Genomic DNA, 24,585 nt, shown 5'->3' with positions numbered 1-24,585 from the left:
TTCTTTTTATCGGGATCGAAGCGTGGAGGGCTGATCTATTCCGCGAGCACACGGGTCGATGGAAAAGCGACCTCGACCAAGGTGCCTTCGCCCGGGGTCGAATTGATGGTGAACCGGGCACGGTTGGCTTCCACCATCGCTTTGGTCAAAGGCAGTCCAAGCCCGGTGCCGTCGCCGCGTCCGCGCTTCAGCGCGTTGATCTGCTTGAACGGCTTCAGCGCCTGCTCGATCTCGGCATGGCTCATGCCGATGCCGGTGTCGCGCACCCGCATGACGACGTCGCCCGACGTCTCATAGGCGGTCGAGACGATCACCTGGCCGCCGGCCTGGGTGTAGCGGATGGCATTCGACAGGATGTTGAGCGCGATCTGGCGCACGCTGCGCAGGTCCGCCACCACTTCCGGCAGCCGCGAAGCGAAGCTGGAGCGGATGATGACCCGTTCGCGATTGGCCTGCGGCTGCATCATCGCCACCGTCTCGGCCAGCGTGTCGTTGAGCGACACCGCCTCATAGGCCATCTCCTGCTGGCCAGCCTCGATCTTGGAGATGTCGAGCAGGTCGTTGACCAGGTCGAGCACATGATTGCCCGAGCGGTTGATATCGCGCAGATAGTCGCGGTAGCGGTCGTTGGCGACAGGTCCGAACTTCTCGTCGACCATCAGTTCGGAAAAGCCGATGATGGCGTTGAGCGGGGTGCGGATCTCGTGGCTGATGCGGGCGAGGAAATCGGTCTTCTGCGAGGACGCGCGCTCGGCCACCGCACGTGCCTGCGTCAAGTCCTCTTCGGCCCGCTTCCACTGCGTGATATCGCGAACGACGGCGCAGAAGCCGCTGTCGTTGGGCAGCCGGCCGATGGTCATGAACAGCGGAATGAAGCGGCCTTGCGATTCGCGCCCGATAACCTCGCGGCCGTCGTTCATGACACTCGCCACGCCGGGCTCGGACAGTCCGTTGAGATAGTCGCGTGCCGCGCGCTGACTTTCGATGGCAAACAGCGAGGCGAACGGCTTGCCGGTCACATCGTCGCTGTCGAAGCCGAACAGTGCTTCGGCCGGCCGGCTGATCGATCGGATGGTGCCGTCACGGCCGATCAGCACGACGCCGTCGGTGGCGGTGTCGATAATGGTGCGCATCTCGGCGATGCGCGCCTTGAGCTCGGAAATATCCGGCTGCGTCTGCTCGTCGCCAACCACATGCAGGCTCGCCGGCGCATCATCCTCGCCGGAGCGTCGCACGACCAGCATCAGCGCCTTGCCGTCGCGCCAGGGGACAGAGCGCAAAATGGCCTCGATCGGGAATTCCTGTCCATCACGCGTCTTCAGCCGCAGCGCGCGATCGGTGCCGTCGGAAACGCCGTCGTCGGCATAGGGGTCGGCAAACAACGCGCCGAGGCCGCCGGCATCCGCCAGATCGTCGAGCGCCTCGTAGCCGGTCAGGCTGAGGAATTCCTCGTTCGCATAGTGCAACTGGTCTCCGGAATGGATGAGCAGCGGCACGGGCAGCTTACCGAGCAGCGACGTGTCCGGGGCCTTGTGTTCATCTCCCGCGGAAAACGCCGACGGCACGAACCCTTCGGCCTTGAGCGGCGGAACCTGCAGGCGAGGGCGCTCGACGCGTATTTCCGCAGCGTCGCCTGCATTGACGGCCTGCGCGGCAACCGCCTGCTCGTCAGGCGATGCGGCTTCCTCGTCGGGCTGCGCCCAATCCTCGCTGTCTTCGGCATCGCGAAAATCTGCTGACGTCATGCTGTCGTCATCGAGGACATCATGTGTCGCGTCAGTGGCTTCAGGCTCTTCGCCGGGCGAAACCGCAGCGGTGTTCTCTGGTTCCGCCGCCACGGGGCCACGTTCGTCATCTTGGCCGGCATAGTCCAGCAACGAGCCCGTCACATTCATCCCAGGGGGGGCTTCACGAGCCGCTTCGTCCGGGTGACCGTCAAGCCGTGCCAGATCCTGCTCGTCTTCGGCATCGACATCGGTCTCGGATGGCTCGACCGGTTCGTTCTCTGGCCCTGACGCAGGGGTGCCGCCGGTGCGCATCGGGTCGTCGGACGCCTTGACCGGAGCCTCGGTCTCCGCTGCCGACGCCTCAGCAGTCTCAGTCTCTGGTGGCTCGACCGGAGCACTCTCCTTCTTCAGCCGCTCGCCGATTTCGCGGAAGGCGCTGCGTTCCAGGGTCGAGAGGCCCTTGTCGTTGGCTGGCTGCCGATGTTCGGCGAGCCGGATCACCTTGTCGGCAAAGCGCCGCTCCTGTTTCGGCACGATGGTCAGCGCCGGCACCTCGCCCTTGAACGGATCCGATGCCTGAGCGTCCTCGGCCCTGGGCTCCTCAGCGTTCGGCTGTTCGGGCGCGGGTTGGATGACTTGCGGTTCCGGCGTTGCCGGCGCCCGGCCATTGGGCACCAGCGCCATGCCGATGGCCTCCGGATCGACGACCGCGTCGCTGGCGCGGGCGACGCCGAAGCCGCGGAAACCCTCGAAGGCGCGGCTGCGCCCATAGACAGGCAGCGCCGCCAGGTCGACGGGTATCTTCAGATCGGTGCCGACGACCGGCCACAGCACGGAGCGTCCGGACCAGGTATCGCGCCGTTCGAGGAGCCCCGATATCTCGCCCGAGGGGTCGAGGCCGAATGTGGCGGCGACATCCCTGAAGCGTCGGCCAATCACGTCGGCCGCCGGCTTGCCGACGATGTCGGCGAATTCCGGCGACAGCGCGCTGAACTTGCCTTCGGCATCGGTGCGCCAGACGAAGCGCACCGGCGCCGCTGCGCGGTCTATCGCCGAGACGGTCGTCGGCGTGGCCGCGGAGGTGGACTGGACTTCCAGGGCCGCCGGTTCTTGAGGCGCTTCAGGTCCGGACGCAGCTGGTCGCGGCGCCTGTTCCCCTCCGTCCTCGCCGGCGTTGAAGTACCAATGGTCGTGTTGCGCCGGTGTGGGCTCTGCTGCCGCCTGATCGCTATTGGCAGCCGTCGGCGCCTGCCCGATCGCGTCGGTGATCGCATGCGGCTGCGATGCGGCGACGTCCTCGGTCGGCAGTGCGGCGCCTGGTTCCTCGGTCGGTGTCTCGCGACCCTGTTCCGGCTGCGAAGCCGCATCGCCAGCTGGTGCCGCCTCGGCAATGGTTTGCGTGAGGTGTTCGCCCGCAGGGGCTGTGTCGTCGAGCTGGTCCTCGTCGATCACCACCAGCAGATGCCGCTCCTCGGTCAATCTTGCCAGACCTGCCGGGTAGGAGGCCGTGCCGCCCGGGACAAGGCGCTTGACGATGCGGTCGCTCTCGGCTGCGACGTCGGCAACCAGTGCTGCCAGCGTCTCCGGCAGGATGCCCAGTGCCGAAAATCCTTCCGAGGCCGCCTCGACGTTGCCCCTGGCATCGACAAAGGCGATGAAATGACCATCCTCGGTGAAGCCGCTAATGGCGCGCGCGGCGATTTCGCCGGCACTGCGTGACCCTGTCTGAGCCGCCGGCACTGCCAGCATGATCGCCTTCTCGGCGTCCGGCATGGTCACCGCACTGGCCAGGAAGCCGACGGCGCGGCTGGTCATGCCGGTCGCCAGCCGCACCATGATGGCGCGGTCACTGCCAATCTCGGGAAATCCGCTGGTCGCCATGATCTGGCGCCTGGCGATCACGGGCAACTGCGCCGAGGCGCCTATGATCGCCTCGATGTCGGGATAACCGAACATCGCGGCTCCTGGCCCATTGGCCCAGATCACCTGCTCCAGATCCGCCGACAGGATCGCGATCGCGTCGCCTGCGGCAAAGCGCTGGCGGACCGCGTCGAGCACGGCGACATCGAGGAAGGAATATTCGGACGGCATGCGCTTGGCGGACCTCACGGAGCGGCGATTTTGCAGTTAACGCTTTGTTAATAAAAGCCGGAGGCGCGAAGGTCCACAAGCCAGAACGTGCAAAGGCTGGAATCTGGGCTCTTGGTTAACGGCCCAAAAGAAATTTATGGTGCACTGCAACAAAGATATTGCAATGCACAAAATTTGCCTTTATATTGCCATCATACATGAACGAGACGGCTTTCTGTCAAAGCCGCTGCCGCTGAAAAGGATGGAAAATGTCCAGGACCAAGACCGCCGAGACGATCGAAAACGTTGAATTCCCGAGCTTCGACGCTTCCAAGGCGACTGACCAGATTCGCGCTTTCGCCGAAAAGGGCGTTGAGCAGTCGAAAGAGGCTTATGCCAAGCTGAAGACCGGCGCCGAGGAGACCCAGAAGGCTCTGGAGTCGACCTACGAGACCGCCAAGACCGTTTCCAACGACCTGTCGCTCAAGACCATCTCCGCTTTGCGTGCCAATGCCGAGGCCGGTTTTTCCCACCTCGAAGCCCTGATCGGCGCCAAGTCGCTGTCGGAAGTCGTCGAGCTGCAGACCGCCTTCCTGCGCAAGCGCGTCGAATCGACCGTCGAGCAGGCCAAGGACTTCCAGGCCGTTGCCTCCAAGGCCGCCGAGGACGTCTCCAAGCCGATCAAGACCGCCTTCGAGAAGGCGATGAAGGAAATCAAGGTTGCCTAACATTTGCGCATGATCTGAAGATGCAACAAAAGGTCGCATTTTCTTAAAAACGATCAGGTGTATGATGGCAGCCATCAAGGAATACCCGGTGAGTGGAACCTCCTCCCTCTGCTCCCCGGGGTGACCAGCCAGCACCTCCTCCCGCTGGCTCGTAACAGGAAAAGGCCGGCACCTCCTCCCGCCGGCCTTTTTCTTTGTCCGTCGCCTAGTCCTGCGCCTTCTTGCCGGGCGAATGCCGCGCCGATGTGGGGAAGTGACCTTTGCTTTCCAAAAGCCTTGAATTAGAATCCATAAGCCCGTAAGGACGCATCGCCGAACGACAGAGCGGCGGATGAGTTTCTGTTTCGATCCGCTCAGGCAACGTGCCGTTGTAGCTCAGATGGTTAGAGCGCCGGATTGTGGATCCGGAGGTCGCTGGTTCGATCCCAGCCAACGGTACCATAAATAGCGACATAATTTCAAAGACTTAAAGGCTTCTGGTTAGCTAGGCTGGCTTGGGTGTCGGTGCGTCCTATGGACGTGTACCATTCTGGTGCCATAGGGAGGCCGTCCAGCTATGACGGTCAACAAAATGGCGGTCAGCCGGGAGCGAACCCTGCCAATGACGTCAGCCGTCGTTTCGCCTGAGATCTTTGCGCAGCCAAAAAAGCCGTCGTCCACACGGAACCTTTGCTTGCGGAAACCGCAGGCCAAGTTGCTACCCTTTCGCCGGGAGCGGGATTGCTGGCCTGGTGGTACGCCGATCTGGTTCCGACGCAAAAGCTGCGTTGGCCGCGGCCGGTGCCCTAATTCCCTTCTTGGCCAAGACAGATACTCCAGCGTTCAGTTGGGCTCCAGTGCGTACCGCCTCATTTTCAGCAGCCCTGTATGAGGCGATCTCGAATCATCTCTGCAATCGGGATCGCCGAGGTGGCGGCGGGGGAAGGCGCGTTGCAGACGTGCAGCATGCGGTCCGTTTGTGCGAACAGGAAATCATGGATGAGGGCACCGTCCTTGCGCACGGCTTGCGCGCGGATGCCTGCTTCGTGCGGGAGCAGGTCGGCGAGCTCGAGGCTCGGACAGTATTTCCGGCACTCCTCCAGATAGCCTGGCTTCCAGAGCGAGTTGCGGAGTTCCGTTACCGCAGATCCGCGGTTGGCGAACACGGTTTTCCAGAAGCCGGGAAACAGCGCGTAGTCGGCCATGTCCGAAACATTGAACGAAAGCCGTGGATAGCCTTCGCGGGCAAAACCGATAACGGCATTCGGCCCGACCGTGACGCTGCCGTCGATCATCCGCGTCAGGTGCACGCCAAGGAAGGGCAGGGCTGGATCCGGGACGGGATAGATCAGATGGCGGACAATGTCGTTCTTCGATGCGGGAAGGCGATAGTATTCGCCGCGGAAGGGAACGATGCGATGCTCGATCGAAAGCCCGGCGAGCACGGCCAGCCGGTCTGATTGGAGACCGCCGCAGACCACCAGTTTTTTCGCCTGCCAGTTTTCGCCGGCCGACGCGATATCGACGGAATCGATGACTTCGCGAATGCCGGTGACGCGCGTCGACAGGCGGATCTCGCCGCCAAGCGCCCTGATGCGCCGCCCCATGGCTTGGCAGACATCGGCATAGCTGACGATGCCGGTCGAGGCCACGAAAAGCGCGCCGAGACCGCGGATGTTCGGTTCCCGCTCCTTCAATTCACCCTCGCTGACGCGCCGGACTTCGATCGTGTTCTGCTTCGAGCGTTCGTGGAGCGCCTCCATGCGCTGCACTTCGAGTGCGGAGGTGGCGACGAGCAGTTTGCCGCAGACATCGAAGCGGATGCCGTTCTCCTGGCAGAAGGCCTTGGTGGCATCCGCGCCCTTGCGGCAGAGCTCGGCCTTCAGGCTGCCTGGCGGATAGTAGATGCCGGCATGGATGACACCACTGTTGTGGCCGGTCTGGTGCTTGCCGAGAGCCTCCTCTTTTTCCAACAGGATCAGGCTGCAGCCGGGATATGTTTCCAGCAGCCGCATGGCCGTCGCCAGGCCGACGATGCCGCCGCCGATGACGCAGTAGTCGAAAATCATTGTTGTAGCCCTTGCCTGCCCGATTATGCGTGCGCCGTCTGACGATCGCCATAGCCGAAATAGGCCTCTTCCAGCGCATGCCCGTCGGCAAGCTCGCTTGCCGAACCCTCCAGCGCGTTATGGCCGTTGCGCGGCACGTAGACGCGGGAAGCGAGGTCGAGAATGCGAGCGGTGGACCGTTCGACGACGAGCAGGGTCAGCCCGCTGGCGTTAAGCTGGCGGAGGCTTTCGTAGACCTGGTCGATCACCAGCGGCGCAAGGCCAAGCGACGGTTCATCGATCATCATCAGCGACGGGCGCTGCAAGATGGCGCGGCCGATGGCAAGCTGCTGCTGCTCGCCGCCGGAAAGGTGGCCGGCAACGCCGCGGTAGCGGGTCCTGAGGATCGGAAAGATTTCCAGAACCCGTTCCCAGATCGGCGGCCGCTTCGGCCTTGTCCTTGCGGATCATGCCGCCGAGCAGCAGGTTTTCCCGCACCGTCAGTGTCCGGAAGATACTGCGGCCTTCCGGCACCGGTGCCAGGCCCTTCCGGCATAGCTTTTCCGGCGCCTGGCCGGCGATCGACTCGCTGTTGAAGGCAAGCGTGCCCCCGGTCGGCGCCATGGCCCGGAAATTGATTTCAGAAGCGTGGATTTGCCGGCGCCGCGATCTGGCCTCGTCGTTCCCGGCAAGCAGCAGCTGACGATCAATCTCCTCGCGTGGTATCGACATCTCACGGCGGCCAGATATCGCTGCCCTGATATCAAGTGCGTAGACCGGACGCCGCTGCGGAATACCAAAGGATAGTGCTCTTTGACAATCTTCCCCTTCACCGAAGCCACCCCGATCCAGTTCCAGCAGCCCCTGCCGAGGACCTCGGACGTCGTGATCATCGGCGGCGGGGTCATTGGCGTGACCACGGCACTGTTCCTGGCGCGGCGGAACGTCTCGGTGACGCTGCTGGAAAAGGGACGCATCGCCGCCGAGCAATCCTCGCGCAACTGGGGCTGGATCCGGCAGCAGGGCCGCGATGCCGACGAACTGCCGATCGTCATCGAAGCGCAGCGCCTCTGGCGGCAACTGGCGCAGGAATGTGGCGAGGACATCGGACTGAAGCAGACGGGCGTTACCTATCTTGCGCGAACAGACAAGGAGATGGCCGGTTTCGCGAAATTCCTGAAGATCGCCCAGGCTCATGGCGTCGACACGCGTCTCCTCGACCAGGGTGAGCTGGCAAGCCTGATCCCGGCCATGTCGCGACTGTTCAAAGGCGCAATGATCACTCCATCGGACATGCGGGCAGAACCTTGGGTCGCCGTGCCCGCGCTTGCTCGCCTGGCGGCCCGCGAAGGCGCGACGATCATCGAGAATTGCGCGGCACGTATGCTCGACATCTCCGCGGGACGCATCAGTGGCGTCTGGACCGAGAAGGGGCTCATCGCGGCCTCGAGCGTCCTCGTCGCCAGCGGCGCCTGGACGTCGCTGTTTCTGCGCGCCCACGGCATCTCGATTCCGCAGCTCAGCGTCAGGGCGACCGTCGCTGCGACAGCGCCGATGGCGGAAATCCACGCCGGTGCCGCCGCGGACGAACGCATCGCTTTCCGGCGCAGGCAGGATGGCGGGTACACGCTCGCATCGGGAGGCAGCAGCCAACTCTACATAGGGCCGGACGCATTTCGCCATGCAGGCAAATATGTCAGCGCCCTGATGGCCAATCCGTTCGGCACACGCTACCTGCCGGCCGCGCCGCGAGGCTACCCGGACGGCTGGTCGACCCCGCGCAGATGGAACGCGGATGAAGAAAGCCCTTTCGAACGGATGCGCGTCCTCAATCCGGCTCCCGAGACGTCGGCGCTCCGCGCCATCGACGGCGGGTTCAGGGAGCTTTTCCCTCAGTTCACGACCGTACCGCTCAAGGCGAGCTGGGCGGGCATGATCGATGCGATGCCTGATGTCGTGCCCATCGTCGATCGCGCCGCTGCGTTCCCAGGCCTCGTTGTCGCGACCGGGATGAGCGGCCACGGCTTCGGCATAGGACCCGGAATGGGCCGCATCCTGTCCGATTTGATCCAGGGCAACGAGACCGGGCACAATCTCCACAGGTTCCGTCAATCCCGTTTCAGCGACGGCAGCCCGATCCGATTGGGACCATCGCTGTAAGTATTTCTGCGGCCCGCCAGCCCATCCGCTCTGGCCTTGAAGAACCGGACGAGGGCTCAGGTGCCGCATGCCCGGGCGTAGATCTCGATGCTTCGCTGGACGTGATCGATCGCGATCTCTTCGACGTCGCAGGCTCGGTCGGCCCAAGCGAGCGCCGAAGGCAGGTGCTGGAGAAACAGCGTCACCGGCACCTTGCGGCCCTTCAACGCGTCGAAGAGCCGGTCGCAGGCGGCACGGGCTTGCGGGGTCGCCCAATAATATCGGATGCGATCGGAATAGGAGTAGTGGCGCAGCGTCCGCTTGTCGGCGTCGCTGCCATGATAGTGGCTTGCCCAGTTCTTGGGCGCGGCTTGCATCAGCTCTTCCATGGCGTGGTAAAGCGGCCGCTGGCCATAGAAAGGCACCAGATCGGAAGCGATCAGATCGAGCGCGTAAAGCGCCTCGCGCAGTTTGAAGGTCAGCTCGGGGCCGACCTTGAGGATAGCGAAGCCGTCCTCGACGAGTTCACGCAGCGGCCTCTCACCCTGGTAGTCCGTCGAATGCGCTTCGAAAATGAGCGACGGCAATGTGTTCAGAGTTGCCGCCAGATCGCTGGCCTTGGTCCGATCGTAAAAAATCACATTCTGGTTGCCGAACTCCACGCCCGGCTGCACGACAAGCCCGATGACGCGGGAAAACGCGCTTTCAAGCCCGGCGGCCTGGAATGCTTTGGCGTGAATGGCATGTGTCTGGCGAGCCGCCTCCGGACTGGTCGGGGTGATCGCATCCAAAGCGTGATCGGCGCCACCGGGAGGCGGCACCTCCGTCCCGATGATGTAGACCGGGCTTGCCCCGCCGCTCTGCGCGGCCGCCTGTTCCGCGACGCCCGCCATTCTGGCTGCGCGCTCGGCCACCGTATGGTCGTCTAGCGTCGCCGGTTCATCACCCGCGCAGCCCATCGATGCATCGAGATGGATCTTGCGGAAGCCGGCGCGGACATAAGCATCGACCATTGTCCCGGCCTGCGCCATCGCCTCCTCGGCGGGCCGGTCTTTCCAGGGATTGGGACCGAGATGATCCCCGCCAAGCACGATCAGCTCTGTCGGGCACTGCTCGACTGCCGCGAGCGCTTTCACCATCGCCGCGAAATCGGACGGCGTCATGCCCGTATAGCCGCCCAGATGATTGACCTGGTTGCACGTCGCTTCGATCAGGACGGTGGTGCCCGTGTCCCGGCCGTGCCGCAGTGCGGCTTTCAGCACCAGGGGGTGCGCCGAGCACACCGAGGTCACCCCGATTTTCTTTCCTTCCCTGTGCAGGCCCGGCACATCTTCGATCGCCACACGCATCAGCTTCTTCTCGCCGTTCTTGCCATGAAATCTTCCAGTTCGGCCCGCGTGCCGGCTCCCTCCATGGGGCCGAGGCGTGTGACGTTGCGCGCCCCTGCCGCATTGGCGAATTCGAGCGAAGTCCGCAGCGGCATCCCCAACCGCCGGCATGCGACATAGGCTCCGCCGAAACAGTCGCCGGCGCCGGTGGGGTCCGTTTCCTCGACGATGAGGCCGGGACAATCGGCACTGGCGCCCGTGCTTTGACGGGCTGACGCGCCACGTTCGCCGCGCTTCACGGCGATCTCCTTGACCCCTCGTTTGAACAGCGCCTCGATTGCGCGTTCCTCGCCATCCATGCCGGCGGCCAGGAACAATTCATTGCCCGACGGCAGCAGCAGGTCCGCTTTGTCCACCAGGCTCGCGAATTTCTCCTCGGTCTGGCCGTGCGCCAGCAATTCCTTGCGCAGGTTCGGATCGAGCGACATGGTGCCGCCGCGTGCCTTGATCAGCGGGATCGCGCGTTCGGTGATCGCCCAGGCCGCGGGGCTTGTGAACACCGTTCCCATGACGTGGATATGCCCGCAACGCGCGATCAGCGCCTCGACCTGCGGGGTCCATTCCAGTCGAGCGGCGGCGGATTTGGCGATGTTGTAGACGAAATCGCGGCTTCCGTCCGTGCGGTAGCGGACAAAGGCGCTGCCCGTCGGATAATCCGCGGAAACAGCGATGGCGGAAGTGTCTACGCCGTCTCGCTTCAGGCGCTCCATGTTGACTGCGCCGAAATCGTCGTCGCCCACCACGCCCACCATCGCGGCCGCTCCGCCCATACGCGCGCATTGATCGATGAAGATGGCGGGCGCGCCGCTCGGAAAGGGGCCAATGAGGTCGATCGGTTCCCGGAAACCGGTGCCTGTCTGCCTCGCGACGATCTCTACCAGGATTTCTCCAATCGTCACGGTTGGCCCGAGCGAGTCCGGTGCAAGCGTTTGGGGGAGGTCGTTCATCAAGCGTCAAATCCTGGGTGTGGTGTCGTTTGCGGTTTCACGACGCCGAGGCGTCTGGACCGGAAACCGCGTCCTTGTTGAGCATCTGGTTGTCGAGCGACATGAAGCGTTGATGCATCATGCAAGCGGCTCCGAAGGCAGCTCCATAGATGGCGCTCTCGTTGAAAACGATCTCGGGGACAGGAAAGGTCTCGGCCTGGAGCTCGCGGATATGCACGTCGACCCGTGCGGCGACCAATGGATACAATTCCGCGACGGACCCGCCCAGCACGATGCGGTTCGGGTCGATCAGCCGCGAGATCTGCACGACTGCAAATGCGAACAAGACAGCCCATTCTTCGGCGAGCTGCACCGCTTGAGGAACACGATCGCGGACGTCACGCAGGAACAAGTCCAAGTCGGCGTCCGGCCTGTACTGGCGATAGGATGACAGGATGCGGTCGCGCCCGAAGGCCTGCTCCAGATTCCGGTATGTCGGGTTCCGTGTCTTGAGGTGGCCGACTTCTCCGGCCAGGCCATTGCCGCCGCGGAACAACTTGCCGTCGATCACAATTCCGCCACCGACACCGTTCTCGATGACCATGAAGAAGGTTACGCCGCTCGCCGCTTCCGGCTGGCTGTATGTGATGCCGATGCCGAATGCGTTGCCGTCATTTTCCGCGGATACCGGGATCTCGGCCGGAAGAAGGCTGCGGGCAAGGCCTGTGAGATCGACATTGCGCCACCCCAGGATCGGTGCGACGTGGATGAAACCATCCTGGTTCATTTGTCCGGGCACCGCAATGCCGATGCCCTGACATCGCGCCAGGCTATCCTTCCGCATCTCGAGAAACACCTGTTCGATCGCCATGTGGACCGCGGCCTTCGGATCGCTGTCATGTCCTTCGAAGCGCGTCATGGCGCTGCGAACGATCTTGCCCGCGAGATCGATCTCGACGCATGTCATATGTTCGACACCGATCTCTATCCCGGCAAAGAAAACGGCTTCAGGCACGATTTCCACGAGGATACCCGGTCTTCCGGCCCTGGGCTGGCCCGCCGGATTCGCGACATCGTTCTCCGCTACTTCGCGAACGAGTCCGGCCTCGACCAACTCCAGGACGATATTGCCGGCGGACGAGCGGTTGACCCCCATATGCCTGGCGAGATCGGCCCGGCTCAAAGGGCCGAAGCGGTGGAGCGCGTTCAGCGTCGCTACCGAATTGCTCTGGCGGATCCTGCGAGGCGAGCTGCTGGCGAAGGTTACATGGTTCATGGCGGACTCCGCATGTTCGTTCCCAGCCTATACTTCACCCGAGCTTGTTTTTCCTCCGGCAACGCAAAGTCCTCAAAAGAATGAACCGCCTGATGTCGGAAGCAAGCAATTCCCGCTGCGCCGGACGCGAAGGAGAATGCCGCGAGCGAGCGGCATCCTCCTGTTGGAGCGTCAATTGCCGACAAGCACCTTGTCGACATTCTCGGAGGTCACCGCCAGCCACGGCACGTAGTAATGCTGGTCCTTGCCGTTGTTCCAGGCGAGCTTGCCGCCGTTTACGTCCCAGACAGCCGCGCGCGGCTTGTAGCTGTCGCCGACGATCTTGTGCAGCGCGAGGTCGATCGCCCCTTGCGCCTGTCCGTTGGCATCCTGGAGGATGGACATCGACTGTTCGCCACGCTTGACGGCTTCAAGCGCGTCCTTGATGCCGTCCACGCCGGCGACCGGAACCGCCTTGGGATCCAGGCCGTGGTTGCGGATGCCCTCGATGGCGCCGACGGCCATCTCGTCGTTTTCGGCCAGGACGCCCTGGATCGCATCGCCATGCGAGGTCAGGAAATTCTCCATCAGCGTGATGGCCTCGGCGCGTGACCAGTTGGCGGTGTTCTGCTCCAGGATGGTCACTCCGGGATTTTCCTTCAGCACCTTCTGGATCCCTTCAAGCCGCTGTACCTGGGCCGACTGGCCCAGCATCCCTTCCAGGATCACGACCTTGGCCTGTGGGCCGGCCTTGTCGATCACCGCCTTGGCCAGCATTTCGCCGGCCTCGACATCGTTGGAATTGATGTAGGCGTCGTAGAGTGCGGTGTTGGAAACCATCGTGTTGGAGCCGAACACCGGGATGCCGGCTGCCTTCGCGCGCTCGATCGGTTCATTGCCGGCGTCGATGTCGACCGGGATGAAGATGATCGCGTCGTATTTCTCGGTGATGGCTGTGTCGAACAGGTTCGACTGCGTCAGCACGTCCTGGCGACCGTCGAGAACTGTCAGCGTGGCGGTACCGTCCGCAAGCGCGGGGTGCGCCTTGGCGGCATCGGCCCACAGAACATTGTACTCGGTGTTGAGGCTCTGGACGATCGCCGCGATCTTCAACGTCTTGGCGTCGGCCGAACTCCCCCCGAACACCATGCCTGCAAGGGCAAGGCCGGCCGCTGCTCCCATCAGGAAGCGTCTTGTCGTTTTCATGTGCATTTCCTCCATGTTGCGTGCGGCCGCGCCGCTTGCGCCTGTTACTCTCTCCCGGCTCGAGAGCGGTCGATCAGCACCGCTAGGACGATGATCGAACCCTTGATGATCTGCTGGTAGTATGAGGACACCCCCATCAGATCGAGACCGTTGCTGATCATGCCGATGATCAGCACGCCCACCAGCGTATAGCCGATGCGGCCGATACCTCCGGTGAGGCTTGTTCCGCCGATGACCACCGCCGCGATGGCATCGAGTTCGTAGCCGATGCCCGCCTGTGGCAGGGCGGACGTGGTGCGGGCCGTCAGCATGACACCCGCGAGACCGGCCAGCGCGCCCATGATGACGTAAACCGAAAAGATGATGCCGGTGGTGTTGATGCCGCTCGTCTTTGCACTGCGCGGGTTTCCGCCCACCGCATAGACCCGTCTTCCGTAAATGGAATAGCGCAGGACGATCGCCGCGACAGCGAAGACGATGGCGAAAATGATCACCGGTACCGGTATGCCGAGCACGAGACCCTGTCCGAGCCAGCGGAATTCGAGGCTGAGATTGGGAATCGGGCGGCCGCCGCTGTAAAGCAGCGTCGCGCCGCGCGCCACGCTCAGCATTCCGAGCGTGGCGACGAAGGCCGGCACCTTGAAGTAGGCGATCAGCCCGCCATTGACGGCGCCGCAAAGCGCGCCCACGGCGACGCCGGCCGCGACTGCTAGGAGCGGATTGAACGCATCCGCGCCGGTGACCAGGCTGGCCGCCACGGCGCCGGCCAGCGCCAGGAGCGAACCGATGGAGAGATCGATGCCGGCCGTCAGGATCACGAAGGTCATGCCGACAGCCAGCACACCGTTCATGGAGACCTGCCGCAGAACGTTCAGCAGATTGTTGGTGGACAGGAAGTTCGGCGACGCCAGCGACAACACGACGAACAGCAGGATAAACGAGATGACGATGCCATAACGGGCGATGAACTTTCCCAGGCTCATGCCGCTCATGCTTTGACTGGCGGATACCATTGGATTCTTCTCCACGAAATGGATCGTCTGGCTAGGAAGCCAGATGAACGAGGGTTTCCTGGGTGGCCTCGGGTCCGGCGACCTCGCCTGCGATGCGGCCCCGGCGAAAAACGACGATGCGATCCGCATTGGCGAGGATTTCGGGCACCTCGGACGAGATCATCAGCACGGCGTTTCCCGCCTTCACGAAATTGCCGAGGAAGGCATAGATCTCGCGCTTGGCGCCTTCGTCGACGCCGCGTGTCGGCTCGTCGCAGATCAGGATCCTGGGGTTGGTGTCGACACAGCGCGCAAGGACAACCTTCTGCTGGTTGCCGCCGCTCAGGGATTGGACGGGCAGGTCCGGCGACGCCGTCTTGATGGAGAAGCGCTTGATGTGCTCGACCACGCTCCTGGCTTCCGCCGATCCGTTCATGAAGCCCTTGCGCGCATAATGCGGCAGGTTGGCCACGGTGATGTTGTGGGCGACCGACGCGGTCAGCGACAGGCCCGTCCGCTTGCGGTCCTCCGTGACCAGCGAAATGCCGGCGCCGATGGAATCGGCGGGCGTCTTGAGATCGATAGGCTTGCCCTCGATCAGCACCTGGCCGGAATCCCGCGGCTCGTTTCCGTAGAGCGCATTCACGAACTCGCTGCGACCGGAGCCGAGAAGCCCGTATATGCCGACGATCTCTCCCGCATGAACGGTCATGTCGATGTCGGCGAACTTTCCCTTCGATGCAAAGCCGCGGGCTTCGAGCAAGGGTTTCTGCGGGCCGGTATCCTTCGGTTCGCGATGATGGTCCAACAGGTCGCGGCCGACGATCGACCGGATCAGGCCCTTGCGGTCGATTTCGGAAATCGATCCGCCGCCTACGAAACGGCCGTCGCGGAAGACCGTATAATCGTCGGCGATCTCGAAGATCTCGGTCAGGCGGTGCGAGACATAAATGATGCCTACGCCCTCCGCGGTCAGAGTGCGGATCGCGTCGAACAGCATCTGCGCCTCGCGCTCGCCAATGGCCGAGGTAGGCTCGTCCATGATCAGGATGTCGCTGCGGCGGCTGATTGCCTTGGTGATCTCGACGAGTTGGGCCTGCGCAATCGAAAGATCGCGCAGCCGCGCACCAGCGGGGATGTTGAATTTCAACCGCGCCAGGATCGCCTCCGCGTCGCTTAGCATGCACTTGTCGTCGACGAAGAAGCGGCCGCGCCGCTGTTCGCGGCCGAGATAGAGGTTCTCGGCGACGGTCATGTCCAGGAAGGGGCTAAGCTCCTGGGTGATGATGGCGATACCCGCCTCGAGCGCCTCGGCGGGGGAGGAGAAATTCACCTCCCGGCCTTTCACCGTGACGGATCCGGCGTCGCGCCGCAGCATCCCCATCAACACGCCGAGGAAGGTCGACTTGCCGGCACCGTTGCCACCGCACAAGGCATTGACCGTCCCGGCGCGCAACCGAATCCGCCCGTCGACCAGGGCGGGAACGCCTGCAAAGCTCTTCGCGACATTTTCGGCGCTGAGGAGAAGCGGCGCGGTGGCGCCGTTCTCGTTGGTGATAGCTTCGTTCTGCGTCATCTTCCCGTCCTCCTCGGGATGAGATGGCGCGGGCGCTTGTCGGCCCGCAGCCCTTTCGTCTTCAGGCAGCCTTGTTGATCTCGGCCCGGCGCACGGCTTCTTCCCAACGGCTTTCGATGAAAGCCCTGGCATGCGCGGCGAGCGGATTGTTGTCGGTCCAGGTGTCGCGCCAGATGCCGCACACACGCGACAGGGCTTCATCGACGATGGCGCTGGAGAAGCTCTCGAAGGTGACGTCGCGATTGTGGAAGCCAATGTCCACCAGCGCGGAAAAGATGCTCGCGAAATCGATCGTACCGGTGCCGAGATAGCCGCGGTAGTTCTCGTTGAAGTGGAAATAACCGAGCTTGTCCCCAGCCAGACGGATCGCTTCGGCCTGGCTCGCCTCTTCGATGTTCATGTGGAACGTGTCGAGATGCAGGAAGACGTCGTCGCGGCCGGTGTCCTTGATGAACTTCAGGCCTTGCGCGGTCGTGTTCAAGAGGTTGGACTCGAAGCGGTTCACCACTTCCAGAACGATCTGCACGCCGCTATCCTTGGCCACCTCGGCTGTCGCGGCGATGGCGTCGGCGCTGTTCATCCAGCCGGTTCGCGTGGGCAGCCCGTCATACTTGCCGTGCATCGAATAGAGAATGCCGCCCAATCGGATGCCGCCGATGTCGCGGACCGCCTTGACCGCGTCGGACAAGAGCGCCTTTCCCTTGGTGACCACGGCCTTGTCCTCGCTCGAGACGTCCGCATCCGCCGACAGGCCCATCGTGACCACGATCTCGATGTCCAGTTCCTTGGCTTGCTTCGCCAGGCGGTCGAGGTCGAATTTCTCGGGCCGCAGATAAGCGAACTCGATCAGCCGGTAACCATGATCCGCCGACTTGGCGAGCGCCGTTTCCAGGCCCTCCTGGGTCAGGCCGTTTGTCCAGACAAATGAATGGATACCAAGACGCCGCATTCAGATCCTCCGATAATTAGGTTTGCATGCTAAAGATACAAACTTGATCCTGAATGCCTAAAATTCAGCTTCGGCGCAAGAGGAATTCTGGCATTGGTCGGCGCGAGCCAATCATGCCGGATTAAAAAAATGCTGGAAAACAAATAGTTGAGAGGCGTCATGGAGATGCGAGAAAATTTTCTCTGGACCCACGCGAGAAACGGGATATGCAGCTTTTAACAACAAATATCCCGTCACTTGCGCAGACCGAGCGGCATGGACCGCTCGCTCGGCGAGACGCAAGGCGAATGCGGAACGAGCGGAACCCGGTCCAACGTTCGTCAGTTCCTGCCAAGGCATTCGCTTGGGACCAGCCGGCGGACGCCCGATCCTCCGGCTTGCCCAAGCGCGCACCCGGACGCGGCGACGCGAAAACCCTCAGCCGGGAAACAGGTCCAGGATCGACGACAGACGGTTGGCACTGAGATCGATGTCGCTGAGCGGGCCGCCGCTGGGGAGATAGCCAACCACGAACAGACCGGCGGCCCGTGCGGCCTTGGTGCCGGTGCGGCTGTCTTCCACAGCCACGACGGATCCCGGAGCTATGGCGAGCTGCCGGCAGGCCTCGCGATAGGGCGTTGGGTCGGGTTTGCCGACCGGAACGTCGTCGAGGCTGATTGTGAGCCTCATATGGTCGAGCACGCCGAGCGCATCGAGATTGGCATTGACGACTTGCCGGTCGGAATTTGACACGCAGACCTGCGGGACGCCGCGGTCAGCCAGGGTCCGGATCGTCTCGACCGCCTCGGGGATCGGGATGGCGTCCGCCCGGTTGGCGACGTAGTGGGCATTGATGGCGGCGAGCCACTCCGCCTGGTCAAGCCCGACTGGGAGGCGCGGACGCAGCATTGTCCAGACGTCGCCCATATGGATGCCGCGAAAGGCCTGGTCGGGCAGGTCGTCAAGATCGACGTTCCAGTTGCGGCAGCCGGCGAGGAGAGATTGATGATGCAACGGCTCGCTGTCGATCAGCGTTCCGTCGATGTCCCAGGCGACGGCGCGATACATCACGATGGCGATCCCGCTTTGGTCGCGCCAGGAGCCGATAGGCGTGTATAGAGATCGCGATAGCGGCGGTAACCGTCGCGGTAGATGTCGGCCTTTCGCGGATCGGGATGGAGCCGGTCGGCGAAGCTGACGAAACCGGAAACGCCCGACCAGTCGTCGGTCAGGCCGGTGCCGATCGCCGCCGTCCAGGCAGCGCCGATGCAGGAGCCGGGGTGCCCGGTCAGGCGTTGGACCGGCTTTTGCAAGACATCCGCGACAATCTGCATCCAGACCTTGCTGCTTGAGCCGCCGTCGGAGGCGAGATAGCGCTCGGTCCGATGGCCCATGTCGTTGAGCACCTCGACATGATGCGCGATGGCAAAGGCATAGGCCTCGAGCAAAGCGCGCCAGACATGGCCGATATCGTGCGAAAGCGTCAGGCCGTCGATCACGCCGCGGGCCGCTGGATCATGGATCGGCGTCTTCTCGCCAAGGAAATAGGGCAGGATGATGAGGCCGTCGGCACCGGCGGGACGCTCTGCCGCCAGTGCATCGAGCAGCTGGTGTACGGAAATACCCTCGGCCTGTGCCGCGGCCATCTCGCCGCCGGCGAAATTGCGTACGAACCAGTTGAGGGCCGAGCCGCCTGTCGACATGCAGCCATTGGGCATGAACAGGACCGGCACCAGGTGATAATCGAGATACATGCGCGGATCGGGCTTGATCTGATCGGTAGCGATCAGGATATCGACCGAGCCGCCGAATTTCAGGAGGACATCGCCCGGCTTGGCGACGCCGGCGCCAAGCGCGGAGGCGATCATGTCGGCTGCACCGCCGACGACCGGTGTCCCCGCCATCAGGCCTGTCTCATCGGCGGCCTTCGCCGAGACGGAGCCGAGGATCTCATGCGAGGCGATCTTTCGTGGCACGGCCGAGCGCGGTATGTGCGCGAGCGCCACCAGATCATCGTCGATCCGGTGCGTCGAAACATCGACGAAGCCGGCCTCCAGCGCCCAGTTCTGCTCGACCGCACGTTCGCCGGTGAGGCGCCAGTTGATATAATCGTAGGAGCCGAAAACGGTGGCGATGCGGCTGAACACCTCCGGCTCGTGACGCTCAATCCAGCGCAGCTTTGCGGTGACGAGCTGTTGGTTGATGCCGTTGCCGGCCTTGGCGATGAAAGCCGTCTCATCGCATTCGGTCCGCAGTTCGGCCACTTCGGCGCCACAGCGGCCGTCGCTCTGCTGGATGCTCGGCCGCAGCACTTCGCCCTTCTCGTTCAGAAGAACGACCGCCGGCAGCATGCCGGTGGTGCCGACCGCCACGATTTCCTCGGCCTTGATGCCGCTGGTCCTGAGCAACTCCTGCACGATGTCGCGGACATTGGTCCACCATTGCGCGGGATCTTCCTCGGCCCAGCCCGCATGCTCGGAATGCAGCGTGACGGGGCGCGAGGCGAGGCCCAGCACCTGATCGGGAAGCCGGATCAGGATGCCGATCGTCGAGGTGGTGCCGATATCGAGACCGAGAACGAACGCCATGTCGAATCCATTGAAATGCTGGGAAGGGCAGGCGGGCGAAACCTGTCTGCCTCGTTGTGTCGCACTGCTCGATACCAGTCGATCATTCCGGACGCCGGCCTGCAACGATCGATATGATCACCGCGAGCCGGCGCGATGGCCGGCATCGCCGTGGAAGCCGTCCTCAGCGCAAAGTGGCGACAACATCCATGAAGCGCTTGACCCGATCGCCGTCGACGGCGTTCCAGGTATTGCCACCCATCTTGAAATGGGTCCCGATCACGACGCCGCTCGCCAGCGAAAGGACGTCGCGGACATTGTCGATGTTCACGCCGGTGTTGGCGAAGACCGGCACGTCCTTGATCGTCTCGCAGACGCTGCGCAGGTGGGACTGGTCGGCCGGCTGGCCGGTGATCGGACCGGAGACGAGGATCGCGTCTGCCATCGACGAGAACACCGCGCTCTTGGCACGCAATTCAATCGGGCGCTGGTCGAGCGAGTGTGCGAACTCGGCATTGATGTTGAAGAGAAGCTTCATGTCGTCGCGACCAAGGTTGTGCCGCAGGCGCGAGGCGGCGGCGCAATCGGGCTCCCACAAGCCCATATCGGAAGCGAACAGGCCGGTGAAGATCTCGCGCACGAAACGGGCTCCGGTGGCGGCTCCGATCGCGACGCTGGCAGTCGGATCCCAGAGATAGTTGACGCCAAACGGCACTTTCAGCTCGGGCTTCACCGCCTGGACGATGGCAGTCATGGCGGCAATGCCCTCGGGCGGCGCCTTGAAGACATAGGGGCGGTCGTTCTCGTTGCCGAACATGATGGCATCGACGCCGCCGTTCTGCAGCTTGCGGATGTCGGAGAGTACGCCATCGATCAGCTTGTCGAGGCCGCCATCGGCATCATAGAGGGGCGTTCCCGGCAGGGCACCGATATGTGCCATCGAGATGACAGCCTTCTTCTTGTCGCCGAAAAATTCAAATACCATCGAGTCTTCTCCTTGGGGATAAAGTGAAAATGGCGCGCCTCAGTCGCGCGTCAGTGGCGGCGCGATGCGCAGGTCGACCTTGGCCGCGGCGAGCGCCGCGACGATCTTGGCCGGCGGCTCGGCATCGGTGATGAGGATGTCGATGTCCGACAGTGGCGCTATCCGCACCAGCGACATGCGCAGGAATTTGGCGGAATCGCACAGGACGATCTTGGTGCCTGACCGCCTCAGATAGGCGCGCTTCATATCGGTATCATCGAAGGAATAATCGAAGAGGCCGTCCGCTGTGATACCGGAGACGCCGATCACGGCGACATCGAACCACAGCGCCTCGAACTGGGCGATGGCCGCAGGCCCGCCGGTCGACATCTCGTCGGCCCGTACGCGGCCGCCGGCAACATAGACTTCGGGCACACCGCCATTCAGCGCCGCCGCGATCCTGAGGCTGTTGGTGAACACCTTGGCGTGCGGAAGGTCCCTGAGGTGCTCGGCCATCAGATAGGTGGTGGTGCCGACATCCAAAGCGATCGTGCGGTATCCCGAAACCAGCGCGGCCGCGGCCGTGGCAATCGCGGCCTTCGGGTCGCGGCGCTGGCGCAAGCGCGAATCGAAACTCGGCTCTTCGCTGTCCATGGCGACCAGCGGCGGGTTGTCGGCCTCGATCGCGCCGCCATGGATTCGGACCAGCCTACCCTCGCGTTCCAGTTCGACGAGATCGCGGCGGATCGTCATGTCGGAAACGGCAAGTTCGGCCGCTGCCGCGGCGACGGTGAGCGACCCCGTCCGGCGCAGCAAAGCCAGGATGCGTGCCTGCCGGTCGTGCGCGAGAAGGCGCTGACGATCGGCGTCGCGTGGTGCGCCATGCGGCGATGTCTCAGGAAGGGTGGTGTCGTCTGCCATCGATGTATCCGGTGGGTAAGCCGCCGACGAAGCGGTCTGCTGATCTTCACACTATCGCATGATCAAACATTTTCAAACAAAAATATGTTTGCAGTGTTCGATTTTATTGGTATGCATCTCGATATCAACAAAATGCGTTCCGCCATCAAGCAGAGAGAATACGACCATGCCGGCTGTCTCCGTCACGCCTCCCGTGCTTGCCGAACTCGCGGGCAAGCGAGCCTTCGTGACGGGCGGTGGCGCGGGGATCGGCCGGGCGATCGCGACCGCCCTGACGCGGCAGGGCGTCGCCGTGGCGATCGGCGATCTGGATCCCAAGGCGGCACGTCAGGCGGCTGAGGAAATTGGTGGCGGTGCCGCCGCCGTCACGGTCGATGTCCGCCGCCGCGATTCCGTCGAGGCGGCCTTTGCCACCGTACTGGAAGCGCTTGGCGGCTGCGACATCCTGATCGCCAATGCCGGCGTGTCCACCATGCAGCACGCGCTCGATCTGACCGATGAGGAGTGGGACTTCAACTTTTCGGTCAATGCCCGCGGTGTATTCCTGGCAAATCAGATCGCTGGACGGCATTTTGTCAAGCGAGGCACGGGTTGCATCGTCAACACCGCCTCGCTTGCCGCGAAGGTCGGTGCGCCGCTCCTGGCGCATTATTCGGCATCCAAGTTCGCCGTGCTCGGCTGGACGCAGGCCTTTGCCCGCGAGCTCGCGCCCAAGGGGATACGCGTCAATGCCGTCTGTCCGGGGTTCGTCAAGACCGGCATGCAGTCGCGCGAAGTCGAATGGGAGGCGCATCTGCGGCAAGTCACGCCCGAACGGGTGGTCGCCGACTATATTGCGCAGACGCCGCTCGGCCGGCTCGAGCTGCCGGAGGATGTCGCCGACGTCGTCGTGTTCCTCTGCTCGGATCAAGCCCGCTTCATGACCGGCCAGGGCGTCAACGTGACCGGCGGCGTCTACATGACCTGACGGCTTTCGGCGGCTGTAGCCGGATACTGATGCGGGCACGCGCCTATCCAAAAAAGTGAACACATATGATCAGAAGTTAGGCTTTTAATGTTATATTTTGTTCTCTAAGATGACCGTTCGCTCGACTTCGGCCTTCGGCGTCAGCCGGGTCAGACGGGTTCATGAGGAAAGTCTATGGCGTCTATCGAGCTCGATCGCGTTTCCAAGCTCTACGGCAATGGCAATTACGGGGTGCATGAGGTCGATCTCACCATTCCCGATGGTGAATTCGTGATCTTTCTCGGTCCGTCGGGATGCGGCAAGTCGACGACGCTGCGGATGATTGCCGGTCTGGAGAGTATCTCCTCCGGCGATCTTCGCATCGGTGGCAAGAGCGTCGCCAATGTCGCGCCGCGCGACCGAAACGTCGCCGTGGTGTTCCAGAGCTACGCGCTCTATCCGCATATGTCGGTGCGGCAGAATATGGCCTTCGGGCTGAAGATGCGCGGCACCGACGCGGCGGTCATCGATGCCAAGATTGCAGACGCCGCTAACCTGCTCGGTCTGCAGAATCTTCTCGGCCGCAAGCCGGCAGCGCTTTCGGGTGGCCAGCGGCAGCGTGTCGCGCTCGGCCGGGCGATCGTTCGCGAACCGGCGGCCTTCCTGCTTGACGAACCGCTGTCCAATCTCGATGCGCAACTGCGTGCCGAGATGCGGCTCGAACTCGTGAAGCTGCACCGGCGCCTCGGCCGCACCATCGTCCATGTCACCCACGACCAGGTCGAGGCGATGACCATGGGCGATCGCATATGCATCATGCGCGATGGTCGCCTGATCCAGGCCGGCCGGCCGCTTGAAGTCTATGCCGACCCGGTCAACACCTTCGTCGCACGCTTCCTGGCGACGCCGCCGATGAACCTCATTCCGGCCACGCTTCAGGCCGCACCTGGCGAAGGGCTCTCCGTCCTGACCGACAGCGGTGCCGTGCTTGCCGTCCCCGCCCGCCACCGCAACGCTTATGGCGAGCGTGCCGGGCGCCGCGTCATTCTGGGCGTGCGGGCCGAGGATTTCCACGAAAGCCCCGACAAGCCGGACTGGCAGAAGATTGCCGTACGGGTCGTGGCCGTCGAGGCTCTCGGCGCCGAGAACGTCCTGATCGGCCAGATTGCCGGTCAGGCCACCGGCAGGGATGATGCTCACCCCGCGGGGGGCGACAAGCCGTTGGAGATCGCCGCCCGCCTCAGCCGTTATTTCACGGCGCCCGTCGGCTCGATGGTCGAACTCTACATCGACCCGCTGCCGATGCACCTCTTTGATCCCGAAACCGAACTGGTCATCGCGCGGCCGAGCCTCATGGGGGCCACGCGATGACCAGCATGGACAGAAACGAACGGCCGGCCTTTCGTCGCCGCTTCGGCTTGCATTTCGGGCTGATTGTCGTCTGCGCCATCGTGCTGCTGCCACCGCTCTGGGTGCTGCGGACAAGCTTCGTCCCCGAGCAGTTGTCCTACAGCAACGAGCTGATGCCGGCCTTTACGACGGACAATTATTCGGCGCTGCTGTCGAGCCGTTTCGGTCAGTCGTACCTCAACAGCCTGATCGTCGCGCTCGGCTCGGTTCTGCTCGCATTGCCTTTTGCCGCCACCACCGGCTATGCCTTCGCCCGCTTCCGCACGGGCGGTCGTTGGGCGCGTTTTGCCGTTCTGGCGACGCAAATGCTGCCGCCCGTGGCGCTGGTGCTGCCGACTTTCACGCTGTTCCGAAGCCTGGAGCTCAGCAATTCGCTGACCGGGCTGATCATCGTCTATGCCGCGCTCAACCTGCCTTTCCTGACCTGGATCCTGATGGGCTTCTTCGAGGGCATTCCAGTGGATCTGGAATGGGCGGCGATGACCGACGGCGCGACCGCCTGGGGCGCCTTCTGGCGTATTGTCCTGCCGGTGTCGATGCCCGGTATCGCGGCCGCCGGCGTGCTCGGCTTCATCCTGGCGTGGAATGAGTTTTTGTTTGCCCTGGTTTTGAGCGGGCCGAAGACGGCAACCATACCGGTTGCGCTTGCGGCGTTGCAGACCTCGAACGGCGTCCAGATCGCCAAGGTTTCTGCCGGCGTCGTCCTTGCCATCCTGCCGCTGGTCGTGGCTTCCCGCTTCATCCAGCGTTTCATCGTCCAGGGCTTGACGTTCGGCAGCGTGAAATAGGCCGGCCGCTCCGAGAGCCGACATGGC

At 63.3% G+C, this 24,585-nt stretch carries 20 protein-coding genes and 1 tRNA gene; 6 read left to right on the top strand and 15 right to left on the bottom strand.

The annotated features are described in order from the left end of the window. Positions 1–35 precede the first annotated feature (35 nt). On the bottom strand, positions 36–3,818 hold the full coding sequence (locus tag M729_RS0116845; protein ID WP_027162277.1) for a PAS domain S-box protein: 3,783 nt from the start codon (positions 3,816–3,818) through the stop codon (positions 36–38). Positions 3,819–4,066: 248 nt separating this feature from the next. Here M729_RS0116845 and M729_RS0116840 point away from each other — a divergent pair, with 248 nt between their 5' ends. Continuing rightward, positions 4,067–4,525: a phasin gene (locus tag M729_RS0116840; RefSeq protein ID WP_013530255.1), complete on the top strand. Its 459-nt coding sequence runs from the start codon at positions 4,067–4,069 to the stop codon at positions 4,523–4,525. A 364-nt stretch (positions 4,526–4,889) separates the two neighbouring features. Beyond that, a tRNA-His gene (locus tag M729_RS0116835) sits at positions 4,890–4,966 on the top strand. A 413-nt stretch (positions 4,967–5,379) separates the two neighbouring features. Here the strand turns inward: M729_RS0116835 and lhgO are convergent. Genes lhgO through M729_RS1000000139290 form a run of 3 tightly spaced genes read right to left on the bottom strand, consistent with a single transcriptional unit; the run spans position 5,380 to position 7,284 of the window. After that, entirely contained in the window at positions 5,380–6,570 is a 1,191-nt protein-coding gene (gene lhgO, locus M729_RS0116830) for an L-2-hydroxyglutarate oxidase (protein WP_198032110.1), read from the bottom strand. A gap of 26 nt (positions 6,571–6,596) precedes the next feature. Continuing rightward, a complete protein-coding gene (locus M729_RS1000000139295) occupies positions 6,597–6,959 on the bottom strand; it encodes an ATP-binding cassette domain-containing protein (RefSeq protein WP_245267593.1) in 363 nt (120 codons plus the stop codon). Next, entirely contained in the window at positions 6,847–7,284 is a 438-nt protein-coding gene (locus M729_RS1000000139290; protein WP_027162274.1) for a hypothetical protein, read from the bottom strand. Before M729_RS1000000139290 ends, M729_RS1000000139295 begins: the two co-directional genes overlap by 113 nt. An 81-nt stretch (positions 7,285–7,365) precedes the next feature. Between M729_RS1000000139290 and M729_RS0116815 the strand changes: the two genes are divergently transcribed. Beyond that, on the top strand, positions 7,366–8,712 hold the full coding sequence (locus M729_RS0116815) for an FAD-binding oxidoreductase (RefSeq protein WP_027162273.1): 1,347 nt from the start codon (positions 7,366–7,368) through the stop codon (positions 8,710–8,712). 56 nt (positions 8,713–8,768) lie between these two features. Here M729_RS0116815 and M729_RS0116810 read toward each other — a convergent pair whose 3' ends face one another. The 11 genes from M729_RS0116810 to M729_RS0116760 form a co-directional block, all read right to left on the bottom strand. Next, a complete protein-coding gene (locus M729_RS0116810) occupies positions 8,769–10,040 on the bottom strand; it encodes a D-tagatose-bisphosphate aldolase, class II, non-catalytic subunit (RefSeq protein ID WP_032808685.1) in 1,272 nt (423 codons plus the stop codon). Further along, positions 10,040–11,026: a sugar kinase gene (locus tag M729_RS0116805; protein ID WP_027162271.1), complete on the bottom strand. Its 987-nt coding sequence runs from the start codon at positions 11,024–11,026 to the stop codon at positions 10,040–10,042. The genes M729_RS0116810 and M729_RS0116805 overlap by 1 nt, the downstream gene beginning before the upstream one ends. Positions 11,027–11,063: 37 nt before the next feature. After that, entirely contained in the window at positions 11,064–12,281 is a 1,218-nt protein-coding gene (locus M729_RS0116800) for an ROK family transcriptional regulator (RefSeq protein ID WP_027162270.1), read from the bottom strand. Positions 12,282–12,452: 171 nt separating this feature from the next. After that, positions 12,453–13,466 carry a substrate-binding domain-containing protein gene (locus M729_RS0116795; protein ID WP_027162269.1) on the bottom strand — a complete coding sequence of 338 codons (1,014 nt, stop codon included), beginning with the start codon at positions 13,464–13,466 and terminating at the stop codon, positions 12,453–12,455. 44 nt (positions 13,467–13,510) lie between these two features. After that, entirely contained in the window at positions 13,511–14,479 is a 969-nt protein-coding gene (locus M729_RS0116790) for an ABC transporter permease (protein ID WP_027162268.1), read from the bottom strand. A gap of 31 nt (positions 14,480–14,510) precedes the next feature. Continuing rightward, on the bottom strand, positions 14,511–16,034 hold the full coding sequence (locus M729_RS0116785) for a sugar ABC transporter ATP-binding protein (RefSeq protein ID WP_050596276.1): 1,524 nt from the start codon (positions 16,032–16,034) through the stop codon (positions 14,511–14,513). A gap of 61 nt (positions 16,035–16,095) precedes the next feature. After that, the gene (locus M729_RS0116780) at positions 16,096–16,983 is read right to left on the bottom strand and encodes a sugar phosphate isomerase/epimerase (RefSeq protein WP_027162266.1); all 888 of its coding nucleotides are present in this window, start codon (positions 16,981–16,983) and stop codon (positions 16,096–16,098) included. A 417-nt stretch (positions 16,984–17,400) separates the two neighbouring features. Continuing rightward, on the bottom strand, positions 17,401–18,030 hold the full coding sequence (locus tag M729_RS0116775) for an HAD family phosphatase (RefSeq protein ID WP_027162265.1): 630 nt from the start codon (positions 18,028–18,030) through the stop codon (positions 17,401–17,403). After that, complete coding sequence (locus tag M729_RS0116770) at positions 18,030–19,550, bottom strand: FGGY-family carbohydrate kinase (RefSeq protein WP_027162264.1); 1,521 nt, start codon at positions 19,548–19,550, stop codon at positions 18,030–18,032. The genes M729_RS0116775 and M729_RS0116770 overlap by 1 nt, the downstream gene beginning before the upstream one ends. 163 nt (positions 19,551–19,713) lie before the next feature. Further along, complete coding sequence (locus M729_RS0116765; protein ID WP_027162263.1) at positions 19,714–20,514, bottom strand: BtpA/SgcQ family protein; 801 nt, start codon at positions 20,512–20,514, stop codon at positions 19,714–19,716. Between the two features lie 39 nt (positions 20,515–20,553). Beyond that, complete coding sequence (locus M729_RS0116760) at positions 20,554–21,414, bottom strand: DeoR/GlpR family DNA-binding transcription regulator (protein WP_027162262.1); 861 nt, start codon at positions 21,412–21,414, stop codon at positions 20,554–20,556. Positions 21,415–21,580: 166 nt separating this feature from the next. Here M729_RS0116760 and M729_RS0116755 point away from each other — a divergent pair, with 166 nt between their 5' ends. The 3 genes from M729_RS0116755 (at position 21,581) to M729_RS0116745 (ending at position 24,558) form a co-directional block, all read left to right on the top strand. Beyond that, positions 21,581–22,381 (top strand): SDR family NAD(P)-dependent oxidoreductase, encoded by an 801-nt coding sequence (locus M729_RS0116755; protein WP_032808683.1) that lies wholly within the window; start codon positions 21,581–21,583, stop codon positions 22,379–22,381. 174 nt (positions 22,382–22,555) lie between these two features. Then, the gene (locus M729_RS0116750; RefSeq protein WP_024502264.1) at positions 22,556–23,731 is read left to right on the top strand and encodes an ATP-binding cassette domain-containing protein; all 1,176 of its coding nucleotides are present in this window, start codon (positions 22,556–22,558) and stop codon (positions 23,729–23,731) included. A gap of 5 nt (positions 23,732–23,736) precedes the next feature. Next, positions 23,737–24,558 (top strand): carbohydrate ABC transporter permease, encoded by an 822-nt coding sequence (locus M729_RS0116745; protein ID WP_032808731.1) that lies wholly within the window; start codon positions 23,737–23,739, stop codon positions 24,556–24,558. Positions 24,559–24,585 lie beyond the last annotated feature (27 nt).

Source organism: Mesorhizobium sp. WSM1293, from assembly GCF_000513875.1.
GTDB classification, from domain to species: Bacteria; Pseudomonadota; Alphaproteobacteria; order Rhizobiales; family Rhizobiaceae; genus Mesorhizobium; species Mesorhizobium ciceri.
This window is presented reverse-complemented; position numbering and strand designations above follow the sequence as displayed.

Coding starts and splice junctions, on each gene's coding strand:
- M729_RS0116775 (WP_027162265.1), bottom strand. CDS start 18,030: ATGTATCGCGCCGTCGCCTGGGACATCGACGGAACGCTGATCGACAGC.
- M729_RS0116800 (WP_027162270.1), bottom strand. CDS start 12,281: ATGAACCATGTAACCTTCGCCAGCAGCTCGCCTCGCAGGATCCGCCAG.
- M729_RS0116750 (WP_024502264.1), top strand. CDS start 22,556: ATGGCGTCTATCGAGCTCGATCGCGTTTCCAAGCTCTACGGCAATGGC.
- M729_RS0116795 (WP_027162269.1), bottom strand. CDS start 13,466: ATGAAAACGACAAGACGCTTCCTGATGGGAGCAGCGGCCGGCCTTGCC.
- M729_RS0116785 (WP_050596276.1), bottom strand. CDS start 16,034: ATGACGCAGAACGAAGCTATCACCAACGAGAACGGCGCCACCGCGCCG.
- M729_RS0116770 (WP_027162264.1), bottom strand. CDS start 19,550: ATGGCGTTCGTTCTCGGTCTCGATATCGGCACCACCTCGACGATCGGC.
- M729_RS0116810 (WP_032808685.1), bottom strand. CDS start 10,040: ATGCGTGTGGCGATCGAAGATGTGCCGGGCCTGCACAGGGAAGGAAAG.
- M729_RS0116790 (WP_027162268.1), bottom strand. CDS start 14,479: ATGGTATCCGCCAGTCAAAGCATGAGCGGCATGAGCCTGGGAAAGTTC.
- M729_RS0116755 (WP_032808683.1), top strand. CDS start 21,581: ATGCCGGCTGTCTCCGTCACGCCTCCCGTGCTTGCCGAACTCGCGGGC.
- M729_RS0116805 (WP_027162271.1), bottom strand. CDS start 11,026: ATGAACGACCTCCCCCAAACGCTTGCACCGGACTCGCTCGGGCCAACC.
- M729_RS0116780 (WP_027162266.1), bottom strand. CDS start 16,983: ATGCGGCGTCTTGGTATCCATTCATTTGTCTGGACAAACGGCCTGACC.
- M729_RS1000000139290 (WP_027162274.1), bottom strand. CDS start 7,284: ATGTCGATACCACGCGAGGAGATTGATCGTCAGCTGCTGCTTGCCGGG.
- M729_RS0116845 (WP_027162277.1), bottom strand. CDS start 3,818: ATGCCGTCCGAATATTCCTTCCTCGATGTCGCCGTGCTCGACGCGGTC.
- M729_RS0116765 (WP_027162263.1), bottom strand. CDS start 20,514: ATGGTATTTGAATTTTTCGGCGACAAGAAGAAGGCTGTCATCTCGATG.
- M729_RS0116760 (WP_027162262.1), bottom strand. CDS start 21,414: ATGGCAGACGACACCACCCTTCCTGAGACATCGCCGCATGGCGCACCA.
- M729_RS0116840 (WP_013530255.1), top strand. CDS start 4,067: ATGTCCAGGACCAAGACCGCCGAGACGATCGAAAACGTTGAATTCCCG.
- M729_RS0116745 (WP_032808731.1), top strand. CDS start 23,737: ATGGACAGAAACGAACGGCCGGCCTTTCGTCGCCGCTTCGGCTTGCAT.